Origin of the sequence: Clostridium estertheticum (assembly GCF_018861295.1) — a bacterium.
GTDB classification, from domain to species: domain Bacteria; phylum Bacillota; class Clostridia; order Clostridiales; family Clostridiaceae; genus Clostridium_AD; species Clostridium_AD estertheticum_D.
Map to the genome: position 1 here is coordinate 298,035 of NZ_JAHLDM010000001.1, position 25,259 is coordinate 323,293.

The 25,259-nt window shown below is 29.8% G+C and carries 32 protein-coding genes and 1 pseudogene; 29 read left to right on the forward strand and 4 right to left on the reverse strand.

Translation table 11 applies throughout. The features are described 5' to 3' along the window. Positions 1–294: 294 nt before the first annotated feature. From miaB to KPL54_RS01335, 17 genes are all read left to right on the forward strand, one after another. On the forward strand, positions 295–1,623 hold the full coding sequence (gene miaB / locus KPL54_RS01255) for a tRNA (N6-isopentenyl adenosine(37)-C2)-methylthiotransferase MiaB (protein WP_216103876.1): 1,329 nt from the start codon (positions 295–297) through the stop codon (positions 1,621–1,623). 125 nt (positions 1,624–1,748) lie between these two features. Beyond that, a complete protein-coding gene (locus KPL54_RS01260) occupies positions 1,749–2,102 on the forward strand; it encodes a NifB/NifX family molybdenum-iron cluster-binding protein (RefSeq protein ID WP_216103878.1) in 354 nt (117 codons plus the stop codon). 30 nt (positions 2,103–2,132) lie between these two features. After that, positions 2,133–2,963, forward strand: a complete 831-nt coding sequence (locus tag KPL54_RS01265) for a nucleotide-binding protein (protein ID WP_216103880.1) — start codon at positions 2,133–2,135, stop codon at positions 2,961–2,963. Next, complete coding sequence (locus KPL54_RS01270) at positions 2,954–3,865, forward strand: ATP-binding protein (RefSeq protein ID WP_216103882.1); 912 nt, start codon at positions 2,954–2,956, stop codon at positions 3,863–3,865. The genes KPL54_RS01265 and KPL54_RS01270 overlap by 10 nt, the downstream gene beginning before the upstream one ends. Positions 3,866–3,928: 63 nt before the next feature. Beyond that, on the forward strand, positions 3,929–4,288 hold the full coding sequence (locus KPL54_RS01275) for a C-GCAxxG-C-C family (seleno)protein (RefSeq protein ID WP_216103884.1): 360 nt from the start codon (positions 3,929–3,931) through the stop codon (positions 4,286–4,288). 31 nt (positions 4,289–4,319) lie between these two features. Next, positions 4,320–4,676 carry a NifB/NifX family molybdenum-iron cluster-binding protein gene (locus KPL54_RS01280; protein ID WP_216103886.1) on the forward strand — a complete coding sequence of 119 codons (357 nt, stop codon included), beginning with the start codon at positions 4,320–4,322 and terminating at the stop codon, positions 4,674–4,676. Positions 4,677–4,761: 85 nt separating this feature from the next. After that, positions 4,762–5,961 (forward strand): P-loop NTPase, encoded by a 1,200-nt coding sequence (locus KPL54_RS01285; RefSeq protein ID WP_268037229.1) that lies wholly within the window; start codon positions 4,762–4,764, stop codon positions 5,959–5,961. 131 nt (positions 5,962–6,092) lie between these two features. Continuing rightward, positions 6,093–6,716 carry a DUF1847 domain-containing protein gene (locus KPL54_RS01290; protein ID WP_216103888.1) on the forward strand — a complete coding sequence of 208 codons (624 nt, stop codon included), beginning with the start codon at positions 6,093–6,095 and terminating at the stop codon, positions 6,714–6,716. 13 nt (positions 6,717–6,729) lie between these two features. After that, complete coding sequence (locus tag KPL54_RS01295; protein ID WP_216103890.1) at positions 6,730–7,221, forward strand: flavin reductase family protein; 492 nt, start codon at positions 6,730–6,732, stop codon at positions 7,219–7,221. Between the two features lie 131 nt (positions 7,222–7,352). After that, positions 7,353–8,717: a thioether cross-link-forming SCIFF peptide maturase gene (gene scfB, locus KPL54_RS01300; protein WP_216103892.1), complete on the forward strand. Its 1,365-nt coding sequence runs from the start codon at positions 7,353–7,355 to the stop codon at positions 8,715–8,717. A 178-nt stretch (positions 8,718–8,895) separates the two neighbouring features. After that, positions 8,896–9,303 carry a Fe-S cluster assembly scaffold protein NifU gene (gene nifU / locus KPL54_RS01305; protein ID WP_216103893.1) on the forward strand — a complete coding sequence of 136 codons (408 nt, stop codon included), beginning with the start codon at positions 8,896–8,898 and terminating at the stop codon, positions 9,301–9,303. A gap of 288 nt (positions 9,304–9,591) precedes the next feature. Further along, complete coding sequence (locus KPL54_RS01310) at positions 9,592–9,876, forward strand: DUF5320 domain-containing protein (protein ID WP_216103895.1); 285 nt, start codon at positions 9,592–9,594, stop codon at positions 9,874–9,876. A 110-nt stretch (positions 9,877–9,986) separates the two neighbouring features. Continuing rightward, positions 9,987–10,361, forward strand: coding sequence for a DUF134 domain-containing protein (locus tag KPL54_RS01315; protein ID WP_216103897.1), 375 nt, complete (start codon positions 9,987–9,989; stop codon positions 10,359–10,361). Positions 10,362–10,514: 153 nt separating this feature from the next. After that, positions 10,515–10,880: a NifB/NifX family molybdenum-iron cluster-binding protein gene (locus KPL54_RS01320; protein WP_216103899.1), complete on the forward strand. Its 366-nt coding sequence runs from the start codon at positions 10,515–10,517 to the stop codon at positions 10,878–10,880. Positions 10,881–10,887: 7 nt separating this feature from the next. Further along, positions 10,888–11,718 (forward strand): P-loop NTPase, encoded by an 831-nt coding sequence (locus KPL54_RS01325; RefSeq protein WP_216104320.1) that lies wholly within the window; start codon positions 10,888–10,890, stop codon positions 11,716–11,718. Further along, positions 11,709–12,560 (forward strand): ATP-binding protein, encoded by an 852-nt coding sequence (locus KPL54_RS01330; protein ID WP_216103901.1) that lies wholly within the window; start codon positions 11,709–11,711, stop codon positions 12,558–12,560. The genes KPL54_RS01325 and KPL54_RS01330 overlap by 10 nt, the downstream gene beginning before the upstream one ends. A 158-nt stretch (positions 12,561–12,718) precedes the next feature. Beyond that, positions 12,719–13,558 carry an MBL fold metallo-hydrolase gene (locus tag KPL54_RS01335; RefSeq protein WP_216103903.1) on the forward strand — a complete coding sequence of 280 codons (840 nt, stop codon included), beginning with the start codon at positions 12,719–12,721 and terminating at the stop codon, positions 13,556–13,558. A gap of 93 nt (positions 13,559–13,651) precedes the next feature. Here the strand turns inward: KPL54_RS01335 and KPL54_RS01340 are convergent, their stop codons facing one another. Beyond that, the gene (locus KPL54_RS01340) at positions 13,652–13,957 is read right to left on the reverse strand and encodes a TSUP family transporter (RefSeq protein ID WP_268038739.1); all 306 of its coding nucleotides are present in this window, start codon (positions 13,955–13,957) and stop codon (positions 13,652–13,654) included. Between the two features lie 24 nt (positions 13,958–13,981). Here KPL54_RS01340 and KPL54_RS01345 point away from each other — a divergent pair. From KPL54_RS01345 to KPL54_RS01355, 3 genes and pseudogenes are all read left to right on the forward strand, one after another. Continuing rightward, positions 13,982–14,122, forward strand: a pseudogene (locus KPL54_RS01345) (NifB/NifX family molybdenum-iron cluster-binding protein); the annotation flags it as partial. Positions 14,123–14,152: 30 nt separating this feature from the next. After that, the gene (locus KPL54_RS01350; RefSeq protein ID WP_216103908.1) at positions 14,153–14,611 is read left to right on the forward strand and encodes a Fur family transcriptional regulator; all 459 of its coding nucleotides are present in this window, start codon (positions 14,153–14,155) and stop codon (positions 14,609–14,611) included. Further along, positions 14,596–15,051, forward strand: a complete 456-nt coding sequence (locus tag KPL54_RS01355) for a DUF134 domain-containing protein (RefSeq protein WP_216103910.1) — start codon at positions 14,596–14,598, stop codon at positions 15,049–15,051. Before KPL54_RS01350 ends, KPL54_RS01355 begins: the two co-directional genes overlap by 16 nt. 253 nt (positions 15,052–15,304) lie before the next feature. Here KPL54_RS01355 and KPL54_RS01360 read toward each other — a convergent pair whose 3' ends face one another. Continuing rightward, entirely contained in the window at positions 15,305–15,982 is a 678-nt protein-coding gene (locus KPL54_RS01360; RefSeq protein ID WP_268038741.1) for a 4Fe-4S binding protein, read from the reverse strand. 54 nt (positions 15,983–16,036) lie between these two features. Beyond that, a complete protein-coding gene (locus tag KPL54_RS01365; RefSeq protein ID WP_216103912.1) occupies positions 16,037–16,429 on the reverse strand; it encodes a rhodanese-like domain-containing protein in 393 nt (130 codons plus the stop codon). Positions 16,430–16,713: 284 nt separating this feature from the next. Between KPL54_RS01365 and KPL54_RS01370 the strand changes: the two genes are divergently transcribed. Further along, positions 16,714–17,034, forward strand: coding sequence for a thioredoxin family protein (locus tag KPL54_RS01370; protein ID WP_216103913.1), 321 nt, complete (start codon positions 16,714–16,716; stop codon positions 17,032–17,034). A 75-nt stretch (positions 17,035–17,109) separates the two neighbouring features. Beyond that, the gene (locus KPL54_RS01375) at positions 17,110–17,400 is read left to right on the forward strand and encodes an iron-sulfur cluster biosynthesis family protein (protein ID WP_216103914.1); all 291 of its coding nucleotides are present in this window, start codon (positions 17,110–17,112) and stop codon (positions 17,398–17,400) included. Between the two features lie 76 nt (positions 17,401–17,476). Here the strand turns inward: KPL54_RS01375 and KPL54_RS01380 are convergent, their stop codons facing one another. Further along, positions 17,477–17,995 (reverse strand): hypothetical protein, encoded by a 519-nt coding sequence (locus tag KPL54_RS01380; protein ID WP_216103915.1) that lies wholly within the window; start codon positions 17,993–17,995, stop codon positions 17,477–17,479. A gap of 184 nt (positions 17,996–18,179) precedes the next feature. On the opposite strand from KPL54_RS01380, the gene KPL54_RS01385 reads away from it, so the two are divergent. From KPL54_RS01385 to KPL54_RS01415, 7 genes are all read left to right on the forward strand, one after another. Next, on the forward strand, positions 18,180–18,872 hold the full coding sequence (locus tag KPL54_RS01385; protein ID WP_216103916.1) for a response regulator transcription factor: 693 nt from the start codon (positions 18,180–18,182) through the stop codon (positions 18,870–18,872). Next, positions 18,865–20,322 carry a sensor histidine kinase gene (locus tag KPL54_RS01390; RefSeq protein WP_216103917.1) on the forward strand — a complete coding sequence of 486 codons (1,458 nt, stop codon included), beginning with the start codon at positions 18,865–18,867 and terminating at the stop codon, positions 20,320–20,322. The genes KPL54_RS01385 and KPL54_RS01390 overlap by 8 nt, the downstream gene beginning before the upstream one ends. Positions 20,323–20,456: 134 nt before the next feature. Next, positions 20,457–20,759, forward strand: a complete 303-nt coding sequence (locus KPL54_RS01395) for an SHOCT domain-containing protein (RefSeq protein WP_216103918.1) — start codon at positions 20,457–20,459, stop codon at positions 20,757–20,759. 24 nt (positions 20,760–20,783) lie between these two features. Next, the gene (locus tag KPL54_RS01400; protein WP_216103920.1) at positions 20,784–21,899 is read left to right on the forward strand and encodes a 4Fe-4S binding protein; all 1,116 of its coding nucleotides are present in this window, start codon (positions 20,784–20,786) and stop codon (positions 21,897–21,899) included. Between the two features lie 190 nt (positions 21,900–22,089). Then, the gene (locus KPL54_RS01405) at positions 22,090–22,413 is read left to right on the forward strand and encodes a rhodanese-like domain-containing protein (RefSeq protein WP_216103921.1); all 324 of its coding nucleotides are present in this window, start codon (positions 22,090–22,092) and stop codon (positions 22,411–22,413) included. A gap of 34 nt (positions 22,414–22,447) precedes the next feature. Continuing rightward, positions 22,448–22,732 carry an ArsR/SmtB family transcription factor gene (locus KPL54_RS01410; RefSeq protein ID WP_216103923.1) on the forward strand — a complete coding sequence of 95 codons (285 nt, stop codon included), beginning with the start codon at positions 22,448–22,450 and terminating at the stop codon, positions 22,730–22,732. Positions 22,733–22,768: 36 nt separating this feature from the next. Further along, entirely contained in the window at positions 22,769–25,249 is a 2,481-nt protein-coding gene (locus KPL54_RS01415; RefSeq protein WP_216103930.1) for a CoA-disulfide reductase, read from the forward strand. Positions 25,250–25,259: the final 10 nt, after the last annotated feature.

Genomic DNA, 25,259 nt, shown 5'->3' on the forward strand with positions numbered 1-25,259 from the left:
CTCCTTTTTATATCTAGACCATTTAATTGTACATCAATTGATGTTAGTTTCTTACTCTATTATTTATTTGATTATACTATTGTTATTGGCGTTTGACAATAACAAAAAACAAGAGTAATATAAAATTAGTCCTATAAAATTTAATTCTATAGGGCTAATTTATTTTGTTATATTTGAGTTTTATTCTTAAAAAGGTACAGTTTACATACGTGTATAATGATCCAAAAGTTAAAAAATGTTTATAAAGAAATGAACTGTACTATACATATATTACATAAAGGAGAATACACAACTATGATTAATAATATATTAGAATATTATATAGAAACTTGGGGTTGTCAAATGAATGAGGAAGATTCAGAAAAATTATCTGGTATGTTAATGCAGCTTGGATATATTAAAACAAACATAAAAGAATCAGCTGATGTTATTATATTTAATACCTGCTGCGTACGAGAAAATGCTGAGTTTAAAGTTTATGGAAATTTAGGGGAATTGAAAAGGTTGAAAAAGATTAATTCTTCTTTAATTATTTCAGTTTGTGGATGTATGATGCAACAAGAAGGTATGCCAGAAACAATACTAAAAAAATATCCGTTTGTTGATATAATTTTTGGAACTCATAATTCACACAAATTTATTGAATATTTACATAGAGCTCGCATAGAAGATAAATCAATTATTGAAATTTCAAGTAAAGAAGAAGGGATAATTGAAGGTATTCCAGTTGATAGAGATAATAGTATTAAAGCTTATGTCACCATAATGTATGGTTGTAATAACTTTTGTACTTATTGTATTGTACCTTATGTAAGAGGTAGAGAAAGAAGTAGAAAACCAATTGATATTGAAAATGAAATTAAAGATTTAGTGGAACGGGGATATAAGGACATAACTCTGCTTGGTCAAAATGTAAATTCTTATGGAAAAGATTTAGAGCCTAAAGTCGACTTTGCTGATCTTCTAAAAAGGGTAAATGTTATTCCTAATATAAAGAGAATTCGATTTTTGACGTCTCATCCTAAGGATCTCTCAAGTAAAGTGATTGATACCATTTCAGATTGTGAAAATGTTTGTGAGCATGTACATCTTGCTGTTCAATCAGGATCTAGCAAGCTTCTGAAAAAAATGAATCGTAAATATGATAGAAACCAGTATATTGATCTAATAAATGAAATAAGAATAAAAATACCAAATGTAGCAATTACTACAGACATTATAATTGGATTTCCTGGTGAGAGTGAAGAAGATTTACTAGAAACTATAAGTTTAGTTAAGGAAGTGCAATTTGATTCTGCATTTACTTATATTTATTCTAAACGAAAAGGTACACCAGCAAATGAAATGACTAATCAAATTCCAGAGGATATAAAGCATAAGAGATTTAATAGACTAGTTGTGGCTATAAATGAATGCTGCGCAAATAAAAACAAAGAATATGAAGGTAAAACAGTTGAAGTTCTTGTTGAAGGTTTTAGTAAAAATGATAGTACTAAGTTAACGGGACGAACAAGAACTTCAAAGGTGGTTAACTTCTGTGGCAATCCTGAACATATAGGGCAATTAATTAATGTATATATTTCAAAGGCTAATTCATTTTCACTAAATGGTGAGGAAATATAAATAATAATAAGTAAAGGAAATAGTATAATTGCATTTTTGTTATTGGCATTTGACAATAACAAAAAATAAGAGTAATATGAAATTAGCAAATGCCAACAATTGATTATAAAAAAGGAGGAATAGTAATGAAAATAGTAATTTCATCAAACGGAAAAACTAATGAAAGTTTACTTGATAAGAGGTTTGGAAGGTGTGAATATTTCCAAATTCATGATACTGAAAGTGGAGAAGTTAAAGTTTCAGAAAATAAAGGCCAAAGTTCAAGTGGGGGAGCAGGTATTGTTGCATCTAACCAATTAATTGAAGAAAAAGTAGACGTTATAATCACAGGAAATCTTGGACCTAATGCTTTTGAACTTATAGAAAAAGCTGGAATTAGGGCTTATAAATGTGGGATTATGGATATAAGTTCAGTTCTTGAAAAATATAATAAGGGTGAACTTGAAGAAATAAAAATGTCTGGACCTTCACTTCATTAATCAAACTAGTAGATAGGAGAGGATTATACAGTGAATATAGCAGTACTTAGTGGAAAAGGGGGGACAGGTAAAACAACTGTTTCAACTAATCTTGCATTAGTTTTAAAAGCAAATTACATTGATTGTGATGTAGAAGAACCAAATGGATTTATATTTCTAAAGCCATTAAATATTAATAAGAAAGAGGTACAGACCGATTACCCTTTTATTGATTATACTAAATGCAAACATTGTGGAGATTGTGCGAATGCTTGTCAGTTTAATGCTTTAGCAAGAATCAACGAATGTATTATACTTTTCGAAAAATTATGTCATAGTTGTGGAGTTTGTAAAATTATATGCAAATATGATGCAATAGAGTATAAGAAAAGAACTGTTGGAATTATTGAAGAAGGAAATTTAGAGGATATTCAGTGTAAACGAGGGGTATTAAATATAGGAGAACCTATGGCAGTACCAATTATTAAAGAACTTTTATGTAATTTAGGTGAAAATACTAACATACTTGATTGCTCACCTGGAACTTCTTGTAATGTGGTAAATACGCTCCAAAATGCAGATATAGCTATACTTGTAACTGAACCTTCGGAATTTGGATTACATGATCTAAAAATGGCAGTGGAGCTTGTTAAAAAATTTAATATGCCTATGGGTATAGCAATTAACAAGAGTGTAAGTGATGAAAATATAATAACTCAATATTGTAAAAGAGAAAATATTCCCATAGTAGGTTCTTTACCTTATAGTAGGAGTATTGCAAAACAGTATTCAAAAGGTGAAATGCTTATAGAAAATGATGAATATAGAAGCCTTTTCGAGAACATTGCTAAAAATGTAAAGGAGACACTAGTATGGAATTAGTAGTATTAAGTGGAAAAGGAGGGACTGGTAAAACTACAATTGCTGTTGCTTTATCAGAACTTGCTAATGATCCTATAAAAGTAGATTGTGATGTAGATGCTCCTAATTTTTATCTGTTTTATAAAGGGGAAGACTTAAAGAAAGAAGACTTCTATGGAGGTAAAAAAGCTATTATAGACAAAACCATTTGTACTGAATGTGGCTTATGTGAAAAGTATTGTAAGTTTGATGCAATAAAAGATTATCAAGTAAATATTTATAAGTGTGAAGGCTGTGGAGCGTGTACTATTGTTTGTACTGAAGATGCTGTTAAATTAACCAATGAAAAAAGTGCAGATGTATTTATGACAAAAGACTCTAAAGGAATATTAGCCAGAGCGGAAATGGAAGTTGGAAGTGAGGGCTCAGGAAAGCTTATTACTGTATTAAGAAAAAATAGTGAAGAATATAAGAAAAAAGAATCAGAAAGGGAAGATAGTAATTCTTCATTAGTTCAAAAATTTAAAGGTATATTTAACAAACAAACTAAATTAACAATAGTAGATAGTTCTCCGGGTATAGGGTGCTCTGTAATGGCATCCGTAACAGGGTGTGATATAGCTTTAATTGTTACCGAACCAACAAAATCAGGTATGGAAGACTTTATGAGAGTAATGACTCTTTGTAAGCATTTTGAAGTTTGCACACTGGTATGTATTAACAAATATGATATTAATGAAGAAATAGCAAAGCAAATTGAAAACTTATGCTCACAAGAGGGTTTTAAAGTAGTAGGGAAAATCCCATATGATGACGTTGTTATGCAATCGATAAATGAGTTAAAACCTATAACTTGTTATAAAGAGAGCATAGCAGAAAAGGCTATTGAAGATATGTGGAGCAATATAAAAGAATTTATATAGAATTATTAAAATTAAAAAATATTATAGTTATAGTTATAGCTTAAAAATAGGGAGCAGATATAAATGACAGACGTTTTAGAATATCGTAAGCAAGGATATAATTGTGCAGAATCTATAATAAAGGCGTTTAATGAAGAAAATAATGCTAATATCCCAATTTCAATTGCTAGTCCTTTTGGTACAGGGATGATGGTAGGAAGTACTTGTGGAGCAGTTACAGGAGCACTTATGGCATTAGGAACATTAAAAGGAAGAGAAGAAGCGACGACTAAAAATGGATCAACAAAATTTACAAAGGAAATAATTAGTAAAGTGAAAGAAAAATATGGTACATTTGAATGCTCACAATTAAAGAAACAAGGAGTTTCTTGTAATGAAATAATAGAGTATACCTATAATGTTTTAAAAGAGTGTGTAAAATAAAATTTATTTATAAATAGAAGGAGGATTTTAAATGAAAATAGCAGTTGCAAGTGAAGGAAAATTGGTAAGTGGACATTTTGGTTATTGTGAAGGTTTTATAATTTATGATGTAAATGAAGGTAAGGGATTGAAAAAAGAATTTATTAAGAATCCTGGTCATAAACCTGGATATCTTCCAGTATTTTTAAAGGAATTAAATGTAAATCTTATTATTGCAGGTGGCATGGGTGAAACAGCACAGAATTTATTTAACGAAAATGGTATAGAAGTAGTAGTTGGGGCACAAGGCATTTGTGATGATGTGGTACAAAGTTATATAGCTGGTGGATTAAAATCAACAGGAAGTGTTTGTACGCAGCATGAACATGAAGAACAATGTAATGAATAATTATAAAGCATGATTCAATATTTTTAGAAAGCTAAAGATATGTAAATAATTATCTGTTAAAGAACAAAAATAAGGAGGAATTTTGGTGGCAAGTAATGATTCAGCTCAGTCGAATGAGAAACGTAAGTATGAAGAAAGTATCAAGATGGAAAATAATCCAATCAATAATATTAAAAAAGTAATAGGTGTTATGAGCGGTAAAGGAGGAGTAGGTAAATCAACAATTTCAGTTTTATTAGCTAAAGAACTAAACAAGAAGGGTTACAAAGTAGGGATACTGGATGCAGATATTACAGGACCGAGCATACCTAAATTGTTGAATTTAGGGGGCAAGAGAGCAGAAACCTCTGAAGAAAATATTTGGCCAGTAACAACAGAGGATGGTATTAAGGTGATGTCTCTTAATTTACTTATTGAAGATGAAGAGCAACCAGTAATATGGAGAGGTCCTATGATAGCAAATACAGTTAAACAGTTTTGGACAAATGTATTATGGGAAGAACTTGATTATTTAATTATTGATATGCCACCTGGTACAGGAGATGTAGCACTTACAGCTATGCAGTCATTTCCTATTGATGGCATAGTAATGGTATCAATACCTCAGGATTTAGTTTCTATGATAGTGGCGAAAGCTATTAATATGACAAAAAAAATGAATATTAAAATAATCGGACTAGTAGAAAATATGAGCTATATTGTTTGTCCAAATTGTGAAAAGGAAATAAGATTTTTTGATAACAGTAACACACAAGAATTTTTAAATAAAATGAATATACAACTTATTGGTGAGCTTCCAATGAGTAAAGAAATAATAGATGTTATAAACAATAAAAGTAATATAAGTAAGGTATTAGATGATAAATTTAAAGCTTTGACTGAAAAAGTAATAGGATTTGTTAATTTTAAGGAGGATGTTAATATGAAAATTGCAGTAGCAAGTGAAGAAAAAAATGTAAGCGGACATTTTGGATTTTGTGAAGGATTTACAATATATGATGTAAATGGAGCTAAGGCATTAAAAAAAGAATTTGTTAAGAATCCCGGTCATAAACCTGGATATCTTCCGGTATTTTTAAAGGAATTAAATGTGAATCTTATTATTGCAGGTGGCATGGGAGAAACAGCTCAGAATTTATTTAACGAAAACGGTATAGAGGTAGTAGTGGGTGCACAAGGTCTTTGTGATGATGTAGTACAAAAATATATAGATGGTGAATTAAAATCAACAGGTAGTGTTTGCACGAAGCATGAACATGAAAATGAAGGACATTGTAATGAATAATTATAAAGGATGATTTAATATCTTTTAAAAAGCCTCTGCATATTTACTTAAAATGTTATAAATGTTATAAATGTAATAATATGATTGATGTAGATAGTCAGGGTTTAAACACGAAAAATTGAGGTGATAATATGTATACTTGTGCTATGTGCAGTGAACATCATTGTAAAAAGGGAGAACTAGAAAAATCACCACTTAATTGTCCATGTAATGAAAACGAAGAACAGGAAGAAATAAAGAAATTATATCTTGAAGATGAAAATTATAAATTATCATACAACTCTGCATTAGTTGAAGCAGAAGGATATTGTATAAAAACAAGACTTGAAGAGACAATAGATTTTGCAAATAAATGCAACTTTAAGAAACTAGGAGTGGCTTTTTGTGTTGGGCTAAGTAACGAAGCGAAAATACTATGTTCAATACTACAACATAATGGTTTTGAGGTTAATTCAGTAGTATGCAAAAATGGGAGTATACCTAAAGAGTTTTTGAAAATTAAAGAAAATGAAAAGGTAAGACCTGGAACTTATGAAGCGATGTGTAACCCTATTGGACAGGCTATTTTTTTAAACAAAGCCAAAACAGATTTAAATATTATTTTGGGATTATGTGTAGGACACGATTCGCTATTTATAAAATATTCTAGTGCGCCTATAACTGTTTTTGCGGTTAAGGATAGAGTACTTGCACATAACCCTATAGGTGCATTGTATCTTTCAGATGGTTACTATAAAAATAAATTATACAAATAATGGAGGAATTATTATGAGTAAAGTTCAAGGTAATATGAAATCATGTCTTCAACCAATGGCTAAAACAGTGGTTTCTTGTAGAGGCACCGACGGTAAAAATAATGCATTAGTAGTAGGATATTGTTGCAATTGTAGCTATGATCCACCAATGGTTATGGTTGGTATTGTACCTTCAAGATATTCATATAAAATTATTAAGGAAACAGGATGTTTTGTAGTGAATCTTGCTACAAAGCAGCAAAAGGAAATGTTTGATTATTTGGGTAGTCATAGTGGTAGGGATGAAGATAAGTTTTCAAAGCTTAATATTAAAGTTGAAGAAGGAATAAAGGTAAATGCACCTTTATTAGCAGATTGTCCTATAAACATAGAATGTACAGTAGTAGATTCTATAATTACTGGCTCACATGAAATGTTTGTAGGTAAAATTGAATATGTGCATTGTAATGGAGAAATAGTTGATATTAAAGGAGAAATAGATTTTTCTAAAATTGAACTTATCTAGTAGTGAAAAAAATATAATTAATTCAATAAATAATTAATTGAATACTTCTTAGGAGAATAAATAAGAGGGTGGGGTACCACCCCTTATTTATTATACAAATAGTAAACAAATAGAGAAAGGATAATAAACTAATGAATGATATACACAAATTTAAATGTAATGATGATTGTTTTATGTTAGATGTAAGTTCTGGAACTATTCATGTAGTAGATAAGATTATATATGAAATAGTTAATGAAAATAATATTGAGAGTAGAAGTAATGTCATAAACAAATACAGAGAAAAATATGATAAAAACATTTTAAATGACTGCTATGACGAAATAGAAGAACTTATAAAAAAAGATCAATTATATTCTGAAGATAAATATGAATATATTGCTAAAAATTTTGAAAAAGAGCCTGATTACATAAAAGCTGTATGTCTTAATATCGCTCATGATTGTAATTTAAGATGTAAATATTGTTTTGCTGATGGAGAAGGTTATGATCAACAAAGAATATTAATGAGTTTTGATGTTGCTAAAAGAAGTATTGATTTTTTAATTCAAAATTCAGGCACAAGAGTTAATATAGAAGTGGATTTTTTTGGAGGGGAACCTCTTTTAAATATGGATGTTGTTAAAAGAACAGTTGATTATGCAAGAAGTAAAGAAAAACAATACAATAAAAATTTTAGATTTACGATTACTACAAATGCTACATTGTTAACTGAAGATATTATGGATTACTTAGATGATAACATGGTGAATGTTGTATTAAGTATTGATGGTAGAAAAGAAGTAGAAGATAGTATAAGGATAAAAATTAATGGTGGAGGAACATATGATGATATTCTTCCTAAAGTAAAGAGCATGGTTGAAAGAAGAGTTAAATCTAAAAAACAGTATTATATAAGAGGAACATTTACATCACAAAACTTAGATTTTTCTAAAGATATAAAACATTTTATAAATCTTGGATTTAAGGAGATTTCAATTGAGCCAGTGGTGTTATCAGCCGATAATCCTCTATCTATTAAAAAAGAATATTTAGAACAAATATATGAACAGTATGATATCATTTTTAAAGAACTGTTAAAGCATGATGATGTTATTTTTTATCATTTTAATATCAATATTAATGGTGGGGCATGTATTTATAAAAGAATATCTGGTTGTGGGGCTGGTTTTGAATATATTGCAGTAACTCCAGAAGGGGATATATACCCTTGTCATCAATTTGTAGGCAATAAAGTTTTTTATATGGGAAATGTGTATGATGGCATTAAAAATAAAGAGATGTCAACAGATTTTAGAAAATCTAATATATATAATAAACCAGAATGTAAAAATTGTTGGGCAAGATTTTATTGTAGTGGAGGTTGTCAAGCTAATAATTATAATTCTACTGGAGATACATTAATGCCTTATGAAATTGGGTGCAATATGCAAAGAAAAAGAATTGAATATGCAATTGCATTACAATATTATAGGAGCAATAAAATACTATCATAATATTTAGATAGTATTAAGAATGAAAAATTACTATAAAATAAAATTTGTGTAAGTTATTTAAACTACATATGATAATAACTATGCAAGGTAGTAATATGAAATTGTCAAATTATAATATGGATATAGAGATTAATTTATATTTATATTATATAAAATTTAAAGTATGGGGGTGTGCGAGATGTATAGTGATAAGGTGATGGAACATTTTATGAACCCAAGAAATGTGGGTGTAATTAAAGATGCTGATGGTATAGGTGAAGTTGGAAATGCACAGTGTGGAGATATAATGAGAATATTTATTAAGGTTAAAAATAATATAATAGTAGATACAAAATTTATGATTTTTGGATGTGGCTCTGCTGTGGCATCTAGTAGTATGGCTACGGAGATTATTAAGGGGAAAACACTTGAAGACGCTTGGAAAATTACCAATAAAACTGTTGCAGATTCATTAGACGGGCTCCCAACAATTAAAATGCACTGCTCGGTTTTAGCAGAAGAAGTTATACATGCAGCTATAAATGATTATAGAGTAAAACAGGGAATGAATCCTTGGATTAGCAGTTTAGATGGTGAAATGGTATAAAACTATGTGTTATATTTATAAGACTATACTGTTGTTTAGTGTAAACAATAATATAGTCTATTATTTTGTGGAAATACTTGCGATTACACAGTCTGCACCAGGATATATAGCAGTAGATGTGGAAGTTAAGTAGCCACAATAGTAGTGGTACTTATGATTTTTAAGATAAGAAATATTTTATAAAAAATAAAATTATCAAAATTAGTTATTGACATATGCCCAAAACATAGTATAATAAAAGTTGTAAGGGGCAAATGCCCAAAACTAAAAAATAAAGGAGATGTTTTCATGGCTAGAAGAGATGGTAGAGGTCCAAGAGGAATGGGATCAAACACAGGAAGAGGTATGGGCAATTGTAATGTAACTAATGCTGCAGGTGGAACTAGAGGCCTCGGTATGGGATTAGGGTTAGGTAGAAGAGGCGGTTGTGGAATGGGTTTAGGAATGAATGGTTTTAATAATTCAATTAATCCTGTAAACCAAAAGGATTTACTTACACAAGAAAAAATTAATCTTGAAAATAGACTCAATTTAATAAATAATCAATTAAATACTTCTCAGGATGACAAGTAAATAAGGGGTGATTTTTCACCCCTTATTTATTTATATGTAAGTTAATCACAATACGTGAAAAAATATAAATTTGAAATTAAAGATGATTATGAAAGTAAAGAGGTGTAATAATGGCAAGACCTAAAAAATGGAGAAGAGTTTGTACATTGCCGGGAGTAAATATATTTGGACCCGTAGATATATCTGAAAATATAAGTGAATTAATAATAATGACAGTAGAGGAATATGAAACTATAAGACTTATGGATTTGAGTGGGTTAAATCAGGAGGAAACTGCAGGCGTAATGAGAGTTGCACGCTCAACAGTGCAAAGAATATATGATGATGCTCGCAGAAAATTAGCTGATAGTTTGGTAAATGGTAAGTTATTAAAAATAGAAGGAGGAAATTATAAGCTTTGTAGTGATTTTGAGGACAAAGAAAATTGTGATGATTGTATTTGTCATAGACATAGACGTGGTAGAAATATGAAACTTGGAAGATAAATATGGATATTAATTTAGAATGCATAATGTTTTTGGAGGTTCATTTACAGATTTATTTAATTACACTATCGGTTATTGGCATTTGACAATAACTGAAAATAGTAGTATTATCAAATTAGCAAATGCCAATATCTAAATAGAGGAGGAATAGTAATGAAAATAGTTATTTCATCAACAGGGAAAACTAATGAAGATTTATTGAATACTAGGTTCGGAAGATGTGAATATTTTCAAATTCATGATACTGAAAGTGGAGAAGTAAAAGTTATGGAAAATAAGGGTCAAAATGCTAGTGGTGGAGCAGGTATTCTTGCTTCTAATCAAATAATTGATGAAAATATAGATATTATTATAACAGGTAATCTTGGTCCCAATGCTTTTGAACTTATTGAAAAAGCAGAAATTAAGGCATATAAGTGTGAAAGCATTGTTATAAGTTCAGTACTTGAGAAATATAATAAAAGCGAATTAGAACAAATACAAATGTGTGGTCCTGCGTATCATGGTAGGGGTAAGTAGAATGGGAATGAATATAGCGGTTCTTAGTGGAAAAGGAGGAACAGGAAAAACTACGATTTCAATTAATCTTGCTCTTGCATTAAAGGCGAATTATATAGATTGTGATGTTGAAGAACCAAATGGTTTTTTATTTTTAAAACCTATAGTAGATAAAACGGAAAAAGTTATGGTAGAGTACCCAATTATAGATAAATCTAATTGTACTTCTTGTGGGGCTTGTGTAAATGCATGTCAATTTAACGCTCTTGCAAAAGTGAAAGATGAAATTTTACTTTTTCCTAAATTATGTCATGGATGTGGAGCTTGTGAACTTGCATGTAAGTATAATGTCATAACTTATAATAAAAGACAAACAGGTAAAATTGAAAGCGGGAAAGTAAGAAATATAAATTGTAGTAGAGGGATTTTAAATGTAAATGAACCTATGGCAGTACCTGTTATTAGACAATTGCTTAAAAATATATCAGGGGGAGTTAATTTAATTGATTGTCCTCCAGGCACTTCTTGTAGTGTAGTAAGTGCATTAAAATATGCGAGTGTAGCAATACTTGTAACAGAACCTTCAGAATTTGGACTTCATGATTTGAAAATGGCAGTAGGAGTTGTAAAAATGTATAATATACCTTTTGGTATAGTTATAAATAAGGATGACGAAAAAGATAATATAATAAAAAGATATTGCAAGGAAGAAAAAATAAAGTTGTTAGGAACTGTTCCTTATAGTAAAAATACAGCAGTACTTTATTCTAAGGGAGAAATATTATATGATGATCCACATCATAAAACACTATTTGATGAACTTTCAAAGGAAGTAAAGGAGGTGATATCTTGGAACTAGTAATTTTAAGTGGTAAAGGTGGAACGGGTAAAACTACAATTGCAACAGCGCTTGCTGAACTTGCCAAAGATGTAACAAGAATAGATTGTGATGTAGATGCACCTAATCTTTATATGTTTTATAAAGGACAAGATATCGAAAGAAGTGAATTTATAGGTGGTAAAAAAGCTGTAATAGACGAATCTCTTTGTACCAAGTGTGCTATATGTGAGACTGTGTGTAAATTTGAAGCTATAGAAAATTGTAAAATAAATTTATTTGCTTGTGAGGGGTGTGGTTCTTGTACATTAGTATGCCCACAAAATGCTATAAGTTTAAAATCGGAAAAAACAGCAGAAACATTTATTACTAAACTAGATACAGGTATAATTTCAAGAGCAGAAATGGATATAGGTAGTGATGGTTCAGGACTGCTAGTAACGCTTCTTAGAAAAAATGGTAGAAAATTTAATGATAAAGAGAAACTAACTATACTAGATGGTTCACCAGGTATTGGGTGTCCTGTTATAGCATCAATAACAGGAAGTGATGCGGTACTCGCTGTTACAGAACCTACAAAATCAGGTCTTGGAGATTTAAAGAGAGTAGTAGAATTATGTGAACATTTTGGAGTTATTACTATGGTTTGTATAAATAAATATGATATAAATGAAGAAGTAGCTAAGGAAATAGAAGACTTTGTTTATGATAAAGGTTTAAAAATAGTTGGTAAAATTCCATATGATGATATTGTTATGAAATCGATAAATGAGTTAAAACCTATTACTTGTTATAAAGAAAGTATAGCCGAAAAAGCTATTGAGGATATGTGGAGTATAATAAAAGAATTATTTAAACTTTAAAACAATATTTAAAGGACCAATATTTAAAGTTTAAATTTATTAATTTAAAATATAGGGAGTAATTATAAATGAGAATAATATAAAGGCATTTTTGTTAACGAAAGATTTTTGTTTATGAGGATATAGATAAAAAATATAAAGAGGAATTGGTGATTAATATGGATTTAAAAATAACAACTATTATTGAAAACAATCCTGATGATGACAATCTTTTATTTAGTGAACATGGGTTGTCTCTTTATATAGAATATGAAGAAAAGAAAATATTATTTGATACTGGTCAAAGTGGCAATTTTATTAAAAATGCTGAATTGTTGAAAATTAATATAAATAAATTGGATTATGTTGTGTTAAGTCATGGACATTATGATCATACTGGCGGGATTCGGAAATTTGTTAATAAAAATTACAATTCATATAAGTTAATTGTGGGGAAAAATTTTTTTAATAAAAAATATAAATTAGTTGAAAAAGATAATTATAAGTATATTGGTAATTCCTTTGATAAGGAATATATTCATCAAAATAATATTGAAGTAAAATATATTGAAGAAGATATATTTTATATTACTGAAAACATAATGATATTCTCTAATTTTAAAGCAAGCAATAAATTTGAACAGATAAATAAAATCTTTCAAATAAAGCAAGATGAAAATTACATAGTAGATGATTTTTCCGATGAAAAAGTATTAGTACTGAAGCATAAAAAAGGTTTGATAGTTATAGTAGGATGTTCTCATGTAGGTATAGTTAATATTTTAGAAACGATTATAGAGCGTACAGGTATGACAATCTATGGTATTGTTGGAGGAACTCATTTAGTTGAAGCAAGTGAGAAAAGACTAAAAAATACAATTAGTTATTTTAAAGAAAAAGACATTTCTCTTTTGGCAATGTCTCATTGCACTGGGAAATATGCTATAGAAAAGATTAAGCATGAATTTAAAGATAAATACACATATAATAATACCGGAAATGTTATTAAAATAGTATAGTTATATGAAATGTTTCTTTTAAAAAAACATTTCAAAAGTATAATTAGTGCATAAATTTCGTAGACACTATTAATTAATAAGATTAGAGTTGATTTATTTCCAAAACACAGTTTTTATTCCAACTAAAATAATAAAAATTCCAAATGCTTTTTTCATTATATTTATTGGAATTATATTTGCTAATTGAGCACCGAATTTAGCACTGATTAACATTGAAATACAAATAATAATACCAGCAACTATATTTGTATTTCCTTTTTTATAGTACTCCATAAATGCAAGTATACTAACCGGTGGAAGCATTGCAATCAGAGGTGTTCCCTGTGCTTTTAATTGTGAAAATCCTTCTAAAAACATTAAGGCTGGAATTATAATTATGCCACCACCAATGCCAACAATGGTTTATAAAAAGGAGGAATAGTAATGAAAATAGTGATTTCATCAAATGTGAAAACTAATCAAAATCTACTTGATAAGAGGTTTGGAAGGTGTGAATATTTTCAAATTTATGATACTGAGATTGGAGAAGTTAAAATTTCAAGAGGGGGAGCAGGGATTGTTGCACTGCAATGAATAATTATAAAGGATGATTTTATGAATGATGATTTTACAGTTTTTAAAAAGCTAATAGAAAAAAAAGGTTATAAATTTACAATGCAAAAAAAAATAATATTAAAAACTATTGTGGATAATAAGACCCATTTAAATGCAAAAGAGATATACAAAAGTATCAAAGAAAAAAATATAGGACTTTCTACGATTTATAGAGTGTTAAAGGTATTTAATGAGTTAGGTATAGTAAAAGAAATAAACATTAACCGTATAAACTATTATGAGATGAAAATATTTAGTGGAAACCCCCTGCATATTCATTTGAAATGTTATAAATGTAATAGTATAAGTGATATAGATAGTCAAAGCTTAAATGTTGACTATTTAAAATTAAACAAAAAAATAGAAATAGAAAACAACTTAGAAATATATGATTCAAATATTACGTTCATAGGATTATGTAGTAAATGCAGGGAGGAATTAAAATGTCAAGACCAATAAAATGTAGAAGGGTAGAATTTTTCCCAGATGATACTTATTTTGTTCCATGGGGTAAGCCTAAATGTGAGATTGAAGAAATAGCTTTAAAAGTAGAAGAACTTGAGGCAATGAGATTAAAGGATATTGAAGAATTAAATCAAGAAGAATGTGCGCAAAGGATGCAGGTATCAAGGCAAACTTTTCAAAATGTTATAGATAGTGCAAGAAAAAAAATAGCTATTGCTTTGACCGAAGGAAAGGCTATAAGAATAAGTGGTGGAAATTACAGAGCAATATTTTGTAAATCTAGATGCTTTAATTGCGATACTATATATGAAATAAAATATGAACAGGACAAGCATATTTGTCCTATTTGTGGTTCGGAAAATGTACTTTGCAGTAAAAAAACAAATTTTTGTGAAAAATGGTGTAAAGGACAAAGTAGAGATAATAATGCTTGATATATAAGGATATAGAAGTATTGATAGTAAAAACAATTCATTAGCGGTAGGATACTGTTTTAGTTGTAGTTATGACTTACCAATGATTATGGTAGGTATTATACATTCAAGGAAAATGAGAGTTTATTATTTACAAGACCATACTATTATTTATATATAAAATAATAGTATAGTCTTGTTTTTATATATTTTGTTTGAATTTATACGTAAGATGTTTATAACATGGTCATTTTAAGTCTAATGCAACATTATACTATTTATTTATGTTTTTTACTTGAAAATTCTTTGTTTTATCATACCCAATAGACTTCTTGGGACAAGCTATTACACATTTAGCACATTGAATACAATCTGGATGGCTTAAAACATCACCTTTATAATTATAAGGGGAGATGCCCATAGGACACTTTTTTTCGCAAATCTTACAGCTGACACAAGTATTAGATACTTCTAATACTTTTTTGTTCTTTCTAAAGGAAGATATGAATGCGGCTAAGCTTCCCATAGGACAGAAATGGCACCAGGTTCTATTACTATAGAAAAATGATAACACAATTCCAAGCAGAGTAGTAACTACTATCATCCTATAAAATACAATGCCGATTCCAGTTGGGTTTCCCCAATTATTTTTTATACCTAAACCGAACATGGTAAACATAAATAGAACTACAAATACTCTAAAATAAGTTGATTTTAAAAATTTAGGAACAGCTTTTTTTTTGCTAAATCTAGACATGACATTATCATAAAAACTTCCTCGTGGGCATAAGTTGCCACACCAGAATCTTCCTTTGAATATTGATACAATTATGGGTGCAATCATACAAATGACTGCTGCCATACCTATTTTAAAATCAAATAGGCCCACAACAATAAATGCTAACAAGAGTAGATACGAATATTTCTTCCATAGTTCAAATAAATTTTTAATAGTAAGTCCCCCAATGTGTTTTACTTTATTTTTTAATATTATCTTTATAATTAATTATTTTTTTAAATTCCCATTAAAATCTGCTAGTCCATGATTCATGTGATATATGGGACTAAATTTGTTTTTTAATAATACATTAACGGCTTTAGGACTTCTTCCACCTGATGCACAATGTACTAAAATTGCTTTGCCACGAAACTTTTCTAGTTCTTTAATCCTTGAAGCAATCTCATTAACAGGCATTAGCTTAGAAGCATTTATATGTCCTGTTTGGTATTCGCTTTTAGTTCTTACATCTAAAACAATAAGGTCCTTATTTTCTTTTATAAGATTAAGGGCTTCAGCTCCAGAAATATTTGTTACATTTTTATTAAATTTAATTACTACTTTAGGATATATTATATAAGCTATTACAAAGATTAATATTATGGTTAATATAGTATTCATGATTTTTCCCTTCTTTCAATTAATAAAGTACGATTTTAATATGTATCTTGACTGTGAAATTTATTTTCAGGGTTTTAAAGTAAATGACATTACATACCCCCCGTGGGTATATAATATCATCATTATTCAAAAACTTCAATATAATATTTTAAATATTTTTATATACGTTAAAGTAGTTTATGGAAAAATTAAATTGATATTTGACAAGAAGGATAGGTGCACCTATAATTTTTAATATACCCTAGGGGAGTATAAACAAGAAAGCATAAAGAAGGAGTAAAGTTATGAAGAATTTAAATTCAATAAATGATATAACAGATTTTATTAAAGAAAATAAATTTGTTATGTTATATTTTTCATCAGATGGGTGTAGCGTGTGTGATGATGTTTTACCAAGAATTGAAGAACTACTTAAAAAACAGCCTAAAGTTGTGAGTGGCCATGTAGAAATTCAAAACATTCCATCTGTAGCTAGTGTTTTTGGTATATTTACTATTCCTGCAATTATTATATTTTTAGAAGGAAAAGAGATAGTAAGACAAGCAAGATACATTAATTTTCTAGAACTAAAAGAAAAAATCCAGAGATTTTCTGAATTTGTTTAGGAAAAATATTAATTTAAGGGTTCATTTTTCTTATGCTATAATAATCTTAAGTTTTATAAATTAAGGAGATGTAAAATGAATATAAAATTTAATAAACAAGTAAATGAAGTATTAAAAAAATTAATGGAATCCAAAGAAAATGGAGTTATAAGATTAGAAGTCACAGCCTTTGGTTGTGGAACACCTGCACTAGGACTTGTTTTGGATAAACAAAGAACTGATGATTTTTTTATAGACGTTGAAGGTATACCTTTTGTCATAGCGGAAAAAGTGAAAATTTTTTTTAAGAACACGGAGATAGTGTATAATCCTGAAGCATTTATTGGTGGGTTTTATGTTCACAGGCTCCATACATCTAGTATGTAATATTAAATATAAAGTAAGACCAACTATTTGTTGGTCCCACTTTTGCAATGAATTTACCTGATTTAGAATTGCAATTTTATTTAGAAACTCCTTTTCCATTACCCATCATTCCACCACCATTTCCATGAGTTTTATTTATTCCGTGAACATTACCTGCTCCATTTGAATTCTTATTTCCTTCACCGAAATTGCCTGTGCAACTTGCTGCGTTAGTTTTTATATTTTCCTTTAAAGTAGCGCCTTCTTCTTTGGTTATAGTGCCTTTTGTAACAGAAGCATCTATCGCTTTAGACTTTTCAGCGAGTAGAGCAGCCTTAAATTGTTCTTCGCTCATCCCTTTTTCTTTAGCAAGCTCATATACTGTTTTTCCCGAAGCAAGTCCAGCGGTTATTTGGGTGTCTGTAAATCCTTTGGTTTTAAGCACAGATGTTACGTAGTCATATCCTCTAAACCCTGTGGTCCTAGCCATTCCAAGAGCTTTGTGAGCTACTGTAGTTACTGGGGCAGTTGTAGAAGTTTCAGCGGCGAATACAACCCCACTTGTAACCAGTACTAATGACAAAGTTAATGCAACCCATAATTTTTTACTTTTCATATTTGTTCCTCCTTAAATTCTTATTTTGTTTGGTATGACTATATCATAATGCAATTTTGGTTTGGATAAGTGTTATTTTTGTGTCATTTCTATTAAAAAAGTTTTATTCTTTTGCCACAATTAGTACACAAGTGAGTGTTTAATAAATGGTATAATTTAAGAAATATTTACTGGAGGTGATGGTATGGGAAAGAAAATACTAGTTGCAGATGATAATGAAGAGATTATAAAAATTCTAAAACCTTACCTTATTAAAGAAGGGTTTGAGGTAATAACAGCACATGATGGAAATGAAGCTTTAATTAAAAATTCAGAGTATATGCCTGTACTTATTCTTCTAGATATTATGATGCCACGCAAAAATGGATTAGAGGTTTGCGCTGAGATAAGAAAAACTTCAAATGTACCTATAATAATGATTACTGCAAGAAGTGATGACGGGGATAAGATAATGGCTTTAGACACTGGGGCTGACGATTATATAGTGAAACCCTTTAGCCCTGGGGAAGTTGTAGCAAGAGTTAAGGCTGTCCTTAGAAGAATTGTCACAAGTGAGACTGAGAAGCGAACCGTGATTAAATATAATTCCCTTAAAATTGACATAGGTAATTATTCTGTGAAAATAAACGATAGTACTATTAATCTAACAAAAAAAGAGATAGAAGTATTATGGATGATGGCAAATTCACCTAATAAAATTCTTTCAAGGGATATGCTTCTGGATAATATATGGGGAACTGAGTATTTCGGAGATCCAAGGACTGTTGATACTCATATTAAAAGGCTTAGGGCAAAGCTTAAACTAGAGAATCAATATAACTGGAATATTAAAACTGTATGGTCGCTTGGATATAAATTTGAGGTTAATTATGATTAAAAGAAGTATAACTACTACACTAACAATAGGTTTTGTAATAATAATAATAATATCCACCCTATGCATAGGTGTAATTGGAATAAACATATTTAGAAATAACATATTTGCGATGAAAGAAAAAAATATCACTCTACATGCTCAGAAATTGGAAAGTAGACTAGAACCTTACATTGAAAATGGGATGGACTCAAAGGAGTATAAAGATATCTTAAAGGGAGTTAGTTCATTTGATAACACAAAAGTATGGATGATTAACTTAAAGGGTGAGATCAGAACAATTTATGAAAATGAAGATAATGTTTTAAAGAAAAATCCAGACATTCAAGAGGTATATGCAGAAATTATTACAAGTGCGTTAGGTGGTAAATTAAAATCTATGCAAGGATACAATGCATATTACGACGAGAATATGATGAGTGTTGCAGTACCAATTGCAAAAGGTGATAAAAGCATAATTGGAGTTATTATTGTGCATTCTTCAACGATAGATTTATCAAATTCTATGAATGAATTTTTTATTTATTTGATTGCTGCAGTTATAGGTGAAGTAATAATTGCAGGTTTATTAGGTTTTTATTTTTCTAAAAACATAACAAAACCTATTAAAATAATTAATGAAGCAGCTATGCAAATGACAGAAGGAAACTTTAAACTTAAGACAAATATATATCAAAAAGATGAGATTGGAGAGTTATCAACTTCCTTTGATATATTATCATCAAGGCTGGAATATAACATTGGGCAGCAAGAGAAACTAGAGCAGATGAGAAAAGATTTTGTAGCAAATGTATCTCATGAATTTAGAACGCCTCTAACTATAATAAGAGGGAATCTTGAAGGGTTATATGAGGGAGTAATACCAATGGAAGAGCATCATGATAATTATGTTACATTAATTAAAGAAACCAAAAGACTTGAGGCCATGGTAGCAGATTTGCTTAGTCTAAGTAAATTAGAATCTGGAAAAGTAGAGCTAAATTTACAAAAGCTTGATATTAAAGAAATACTACGAGATATAACACGTGTATTAAAACCAATAACAAAAGCAAAAAACATAGAACTAGAATTAATTGATGAGGGTAATTTGCCTCCAGTTTGGAGCGATTATGATAAACTTAAGCAACTATTGATAATTTTCATAGATAATGCAATTAAGTTTTCACATGTTAACAGCAAAATAAAGTTAGCTATAATTTTAGAGAAGATAAATCAAGAGGACACTCTTTCAATAACAATAACCGATTATGGCATAGGAATTAGTAAGGAAGATATTCCTTTTATAGGGGAAAGATTTTATAAAGCAGATAAGGCTAGAAAATACTCGGGTAATAGTACAGGACTAGGTATTTCTATTGCTAAACACTTAATTACAATTTTAAATTGTAAACTTGAAATAAAAAGTCAAATAAATGTGGGAACACAAATTAAAATAAAATTTTTAAAGTTTTAATTAAAAATCCACTTATAAATTAGGTGGATTTATTTTTTTGCTTTGTCACAATTAGTCCACACTTTAATCTTTTCTAAATGATATTATTATGTAAAGTGGCAGAAAGGAATGATTATATGAGGCATGGGCGTTATATGGGATACGGGTTTTATGGTTCTTATATATTATCTGTTTTAGTTATACTTATAATAATTTCGTTAGTAGTCTTTCTTTTATACAAAAGGCGTAAAAGTTACTCTTTTGAAAAAAGTATGGAAATATTAAAGGAGAGGTATGTTAGGGAAGAGATAAGTGTAGATGAGTTTAGAGAAAAAATACGCACAATTGAAGGAGTAGATGTAAAGGGACCATCAGTAATAACACTTGTAGACAGATATGTAAAAGGTGAAATTAACACAAATGAGTTTTTTATAATGTTAGAAGAAATAAAGAGATAATAAATATGATGGTGGGGGAGTATTATGAAAAACAATAAATATTTAAAGTATTTAAGATGGTTATTATTGGCGTTTTTTCTTATTATGGTTACAAGAGAAGCTTATCTGCATCAGGTTCAAGGTGGAGGGGTAGCACCTTCAGTACACGCATTATGTCCATATGGAGCACTGGAAACCTTTTATAGTTTGGTATTTGGAGGAACTTTTTTACAAAAGATATTTTCAGGTACCATGATACTTTTGGGAATTACTTTAGTACTAGCAGTAATATTTAGAAGAGGTTTTTGTGGTTTAATATGTCCATTTGGAGCACTGCAAGAATTCTTTGGAATAATTGGGAAAAAGATATTTCATAAGAGATTTATTATGCCGATAGCAATAGACAAGCCTTTAAGATATTTAAAGTATATTGTTTTAGTAGTTACTATATATTTTGCATGGAAAACAGCAGGACTTTGGATGGATCCATATGATCCTTGGGCAGCTTATGGACATCTGTCAGCGGGGTATGAAAGCTTAACTACTGAATATTTAGTTGGAACTATTGTATTAGTTATTATTTTGGTAGGTTCATTGCTTTATGATAGATTCTTTTGTAAGTACCTTTGCCCTATGGGGGCAGTATACGGTATTGTTTCGAAAATTAGTCCAAGTAAGATTGTTAGAGATAAAGACATATGCATTAATTGTAATTTATGTAGTAAAAGTTGCCCGATGAATATTGATGTAGCAGAAGTTGATAAGGTAATATCGACAGAATGTATTAGCTGCCAAGTATGTGTAATTACTTGTCCTAAAGTGGGTGCGCTTAAATATAAAACTGGTAAAAAAACATTGAAAACTTTAACTGTAATTATATTTGTAGTAGGCTTATTTTTTATGGGCGTATTTATAAGCAAAACGGTTGGAGTGTTTGAAGTATTGCCAAAGCAAATAACGCAAGAGTCACAAATAAATGTAGAAGAAATTAAAGGATATATGACAATTAAGGACGTTTCAATTGGAACTAAAATTGAAATTGAAGAAGTATACAAGAAACTGGGAATTTCGGCATCTGTTCCAGAAAGTACTAAACTAAAGGATGTACAGAACTTTGTAGAAGGTTTTGAAGTAGAGGTTGCTAAAGAAAAATTAAAATAATTAAATATCTAGGTATACGGATAGATTTCGTGTATCTTTTTTATTTAATGGTAAAAATAAATGTTTAAATAATTTCAAATTTCTATTGCTTTTTATTTTATATGTGTTATTATATTATTATATCGTAATATTAAGATATAATAATATATAAAATTATAACATAAACTAAATTTTTAAGGAGGCATAAATTATGTTTAATTCAGGAGTTAAAAATGTTAGTGCAGAAGAGGCATATAAGCTTATAAATGAAGATAAAGAATTTATTATAATAGATGTAAGAACTAAAGAAGAATATGATAATGGACACATTCCAGGAGCGAAACTTGTTCCAGTGCAGATTCTTCCTATGAAACTTGCTGAACTGGGTGTTTATAAAGATAAGCCAGTACTTGTTTATTGTGCATCTGGTGGAAGAAGCCCAAGAGCAGTAGATACTTTGGCAAACAATGATTTTAAAAATATTTACCATCTAAGTCATGGAATAGGTTCTTGGAGATATAGTTTATCTAGATAATGCCTAGATTGAAATTTAGGAAAGAGGAAGGGTTATGGATACAGATTACATGAAATACATTGAAATTACGGATATCCTGAAAGTATTAGCGCATCCTATTAGGATGTGTTTAGTAAAAAGCATACTAGATCAAGGGCAATGTAATGTTTCCCATATGCAGACTTGTCTAAAGGTTCCTCAATCCACTGTATCGCAACATCTACAGAAGTTAAGATATGCTGGTGTAATAGAGGGTCATCGAAATGGTCTTGAGGTTAACTATAAAATTAGAGATGAAAGAATAAAGAAGTTAATAAATTCGATTTTACTATTAAGATAATAAATAAATTACGAGAATACGAGGAGGAAAATAATTATGATAAAAAAAACATTAATCGTTGGTGGCGTTGCAGGTGGAGCTTCAACGGCAGCTAGACTTAGAAGGCTTGATGAAAATGCAGAGATAATTATGTTTGAAAGAGATGAATACATTTCTTTTGCAAATTGTGGACTGCCTTATTACATTGGTGAAACTATAAAAGATAGAGATAAGCTTTTAGTACAAACGCCTGAGAGTATGAATGCTAGATTTAATATAGATGTAAGAAATAACAGCGAAGTAGTAGCAATTGATATTAATAAAAAGGTCGTGACAGTTAACAGTAAGGTACGTGGTACTTACGAGGAAAGCTATGATTATTTAGTGTTATCACCAGGAGCAAAAGCAATTAAACCTAATATCGAGGGCATAAACAGTGAGAGAATATTTACATTAAGAAATATACCAGATACTGATAACATTAAAGCATATGTGGATAAAAAGAAGATTAACAGTGCTGTAGTTGTTGGTGGCGGATATGTTGGCGTGGAAATGGTCGAAAACTTAAAGGAAAGAGGACTAAAGGTTACTTTAGTAGAAGCAGCACCTCACATATTGGCTCCTTTTGATACTGATATTGTTTTAAACGTTGAAAAAGAAATTTCAGATAATGGTGTGGAAATAATTTTAAATGACGGAGTTAAAGCATTTAGAGATACTGAAAATGGTATTGAAATAACTTTAAATAGTGGTACAAAATTAAGTGCTGATATGATAATACTCGCAATAGGAGTATTCCCTGATACTAAATTTGCAAAAGATGCTGGAATTAAAGTAGGCCCCAAAGGGCACATCTTAGTAAATGATAAAATGGAAACTAGTGCAGAGGGAGTATTTGCAGTAGGTGACGCTATAGAAGTTATAGATTTTGTAAATAAGACTAATACGGCAATACCACTCGCTGGACCTGCAAATAAGCAAGGAAGAATTGCAGCTGATAATATAGCAGGTTTAAATTCTATCTATAAAGGAACTCAAGGCACTGCAATTTTAAAGGTCTTTGGACTTACAGCAGCAAGTACTGGGAATAATGAAAGAACTTTAACTAGACTTAATATTTCTTATAAAGTTATACTAGTTCATCCAGTTTCCCATGCTTCTTACTATCCAGGTGCGCTTCCTATGACATTAAAACTTATTTTTAATGAGCAAGGTAAAATACTTGGAGCTCAAGGTGTTGGTTATGATGGAGTTGATAAGAGAATAGATGTACTTGCTACAGTTATTAGACTTGGTGGAACAGTTGACGATTTAACGGAATTAGAACTTTCATATGCACCGCCATTCTCATCTGCTAAAGATCCAGTAAACATGGCAGGATTTGTTGCACAAAATGTGCTCGCTGGAAGAATGGAAGTACTCACAACTGATGAGTTTAGTACTTATGATAGAGAAAATGCTGTAGTATTAGATGTTCGTACTGAAATAGAATTTGATAATGGACATATTGAGGGTGCTATAAATATTCCAGTAGATAATCTTCGCGAAAGAATTGGCGAACTTGATAAAAACAAAGAGATTATTGAATATTGTCAAGTAGGTCTCAGAGGATATGTAGCTTCTAGAATTTTAACTCAAAAGGACTTTAAGGTTAAAAACTTAACTGGAGGATATAAATCAGTTTTAAGTTCAGAATTCAAGCCTAATAAGACCGGAGATAGTGATAAAATAAAAAGACAGAAAATAGACCCTGACACTCAGGTTATAAGGGATGAAGTAGCTATAGAAGCTGACAAGTATGATAAACTTCTCGATGCATGTGGATTATGTTGCCCAGGCCCATTAATTCAAGTTAAGGCTAGTATTGATGAATTAAATGACGGTCAAATATTAAAAGTAACAGCATCAGACCCCGGTTTTTATGAGGATATTAGATCTTGGTGTACTAAAACAAATAATGAATTATTGGATTTAAGAAAAGAAAAAGGTATGGTTTTTGCATTTATAAAAAAAAAAGATAACAAAATAGCTTCGGAAAGTAGGTCTTTTCCATCAGAGGCAAGTGAAAAAAACAATAAAACCATGGTAGTATTTAGTGGTGATTTAGATAAAGCCATCGCTGCCTTTATTATTGCAAATGGAGCAGTTGCAATGGGTAGTAAAGTTACTATATTATTTACATTTTGGGGTCTTAACATTATAAGAAAACCTGAAAAAGTATCTGTTAAAAAGGGAATGATTGATTCAATGTTTGGATTTATGATGCCAAGGGGCAGCAAAAAGCTTAAACTTTCTCAAATGAACATGATGGGTATCGGAGCTAAAATGATCCGATCAGTAATGAAAAATAAAAATATAAGTTCTCTTGAAGACTTAATAAAATCAGCAATTGATAGCGGAGTGGAAGTGGTTGCTTGCTCAATGTCCATGGATGTTATGGGAATTACAAAGGAAGAACTTATTGACGGAGTAAAAATTGGCGGAGTTGGTTATTACCTAGGTCAAACTGAAGATTCAAATGTAAATCTATTTATATAATAAAAAAGGG

Bases quoted from the DNA above. Each gene is read 5' to 3' on its own strand.
- miaB (WP_216103876.1), top strand. From the start codon at position 295: ATGATTAATAATATATTAGAATATTATATAGAAACTTGGGGTTGTCAA.
- KPL54_RS01260 (WP_216103878.1), top strand. From the start codon at position 1,749: ATGAAAATAGTAATTTCATCAAACGGAAAAACTAATGAAAGTTTACTT.
- KPL54_RS01270 (WP_216103882.1), top strand. From the start codon at position 2,954: ATGGAATTAGTAGTATTAAGTGGAAAAGGAGGGACTGGTAAAACTACA.
- KPL54_RS01275 (WP_216103884.1), top strand. From the start codon at position 3,929: ATGACAGACGTTTTAGAATATCGTAAGCAAGGATATAATTGTGCAGAA.
- KPL54_RS01280 (WP_216103886.1), top strand. From the start codon at position 4,320: ATGAAAATAGCAGTTGCAAGTGAAGGAAAATTGGTAAGTGGACATTTT.
- KPL54_RS01290 (WP_216103888.1), top strand. From the start codon at position 6,093: ATGTATACTTGTGCTATGTGCAGTGAACATCATTGTAAAAAGGGAGAA.
- KPL54_RS01295 (WP_216103890.1), top strand. From the start codon at position 6,730: ATGAGTAAAGTTCAAGGTAATATGAAATCATGTCTTCAACCAATGGCT.
- scfB (WP_216103892.1), top strand. From the start codon at position 7,353: ATGAATGATATACACAAATTTAAATGTAATGATGATTGTTTTATGTTA.
- nifU (WP_216103893.1), top strand. From the start codon at position 8,896: ATGTATAGTGATAAGGTGATGGAACATTTTATGAACCCAAGAAATGTG.
- KPL54_RS01310 (WP_216103895.1), top strand. From the start codon at position 9,592: ATGGCTAGAAGAGATGGTAGAGGTCCAAGAGGAATGGGATCAAACACA.
- KPL54_RS01315 (WP_216103897.1), top strand. From the start codon at position 9,987: ATGGCAAGACCTAAAAAATGGAGAAGAGTTTGTACATTGCCGGGAGTA.
- KPL54_RS01320 (WP_216103899.1), top strand. From the start codon at position 10,515: ATGAAAATAGTTATTTCATCAACAGGGAAAACTAATGAAGATTTATTG.
- KPL54_RS01325 (WP_216104320.1), top strand. From the start codon at position 10,888: ATGAATATAGCGGTTCTTAGTGGAAAAGGAGGAACAGGAAAAACTACG.
- KPL54_RS01335 (WP_216103903.1), top strand. From the start codon at position 12,719: ATGGATTTAAAAATAACAACTATTATTGAAAACAATCCTGATGATGAC.
- KPL54_RS01350 (WP_216103908.1), top strand. From the start codon at position 14,153: ATGAATGATGATTTTACAGTTTTTAAAAAGCTAATAGAAAAAAAAGGT.
- KPL54_RS01355 (WP_216103910.1), top strand. From the start codon at position 14,596: ATGTCAAGACCAATAAAATGTAGAAGGGTAGAATTTTTCCCAGATGAT.
- KPL54_RS01365 (WP_216103912.1), bottom strand. From the start codon at position 16,429: ATGAATACTATATTAACCATAATATTAATCTTTGTAATAGCTTATATA.
- KPL54_RS01370 (WP_216103913.1), top strand. From the start codon at position 16,714: ATGAAGAATTTAAATTCAATAAATGATATAACAGATTTTATTAAAGAA.
- KPL54_RS01375 (WP_216103914.1), top strand. From the start codon at position 17,110: ATGAATATAAAATTTAATAAACAAGTAAATGAAGTATTAAAAAAATTA.
- KPL54_RS01380 (WP_216103915.1), bottom strand. From the start codon at position 17,995: ATGAAAAGTAAAAAATTATGGGTTGCATTAACTTTGTCATTAGTACTG.
- KPL54_RS01385 (WP_216103916.1), top strand. From the start codon at position 18,180: ATGGGAAAGAAAATACTAGTTGCAGATGATAATGAAGAGATTATAAAA.
- KPL54_RS01390 (WP_216103917.1), top strand. From the start codon at position 18,865: ATGATTAAAAGAAGTATAACTACTACACTAACAATAGGTTTTGTAATA.
- KPL54_RS01395 (WP_216103918.1), top strand. From the start codon at position 20,457: ATGGGATACGGGTTTTATGGTTCTTATATATTATCTGTTTTAGTTATA.
- KPL54_RS01400 (WP_216103920.1), top strand. From the start codon at position 20,784: ATGAAAAACAATAAATATTTAAAGTATTTAAGATGGTTATTATTGGCG.
- KPL54_RS01405 (WP_216103921.1), top strand. From the start codon at position 22,090: ATGTTTAATTCAGGAGTTAAAAATGTTAGTGCAGAAGAGGCATATAAG.
- KPL54_RS01410 (WP_216103923.1), top strand. From the start codon at position 22,448: ATGGATACAGATTACATGAAATACATTGAAATTACGGATATCCTGAAA.
- KPL54_RS01415 (WP_216103930.1), top strand. From the start codon at position 22,769: ATGATAAAAAAAACATTAATCGTTGGTGGCGTTGCAGGTGGAGCTTCA.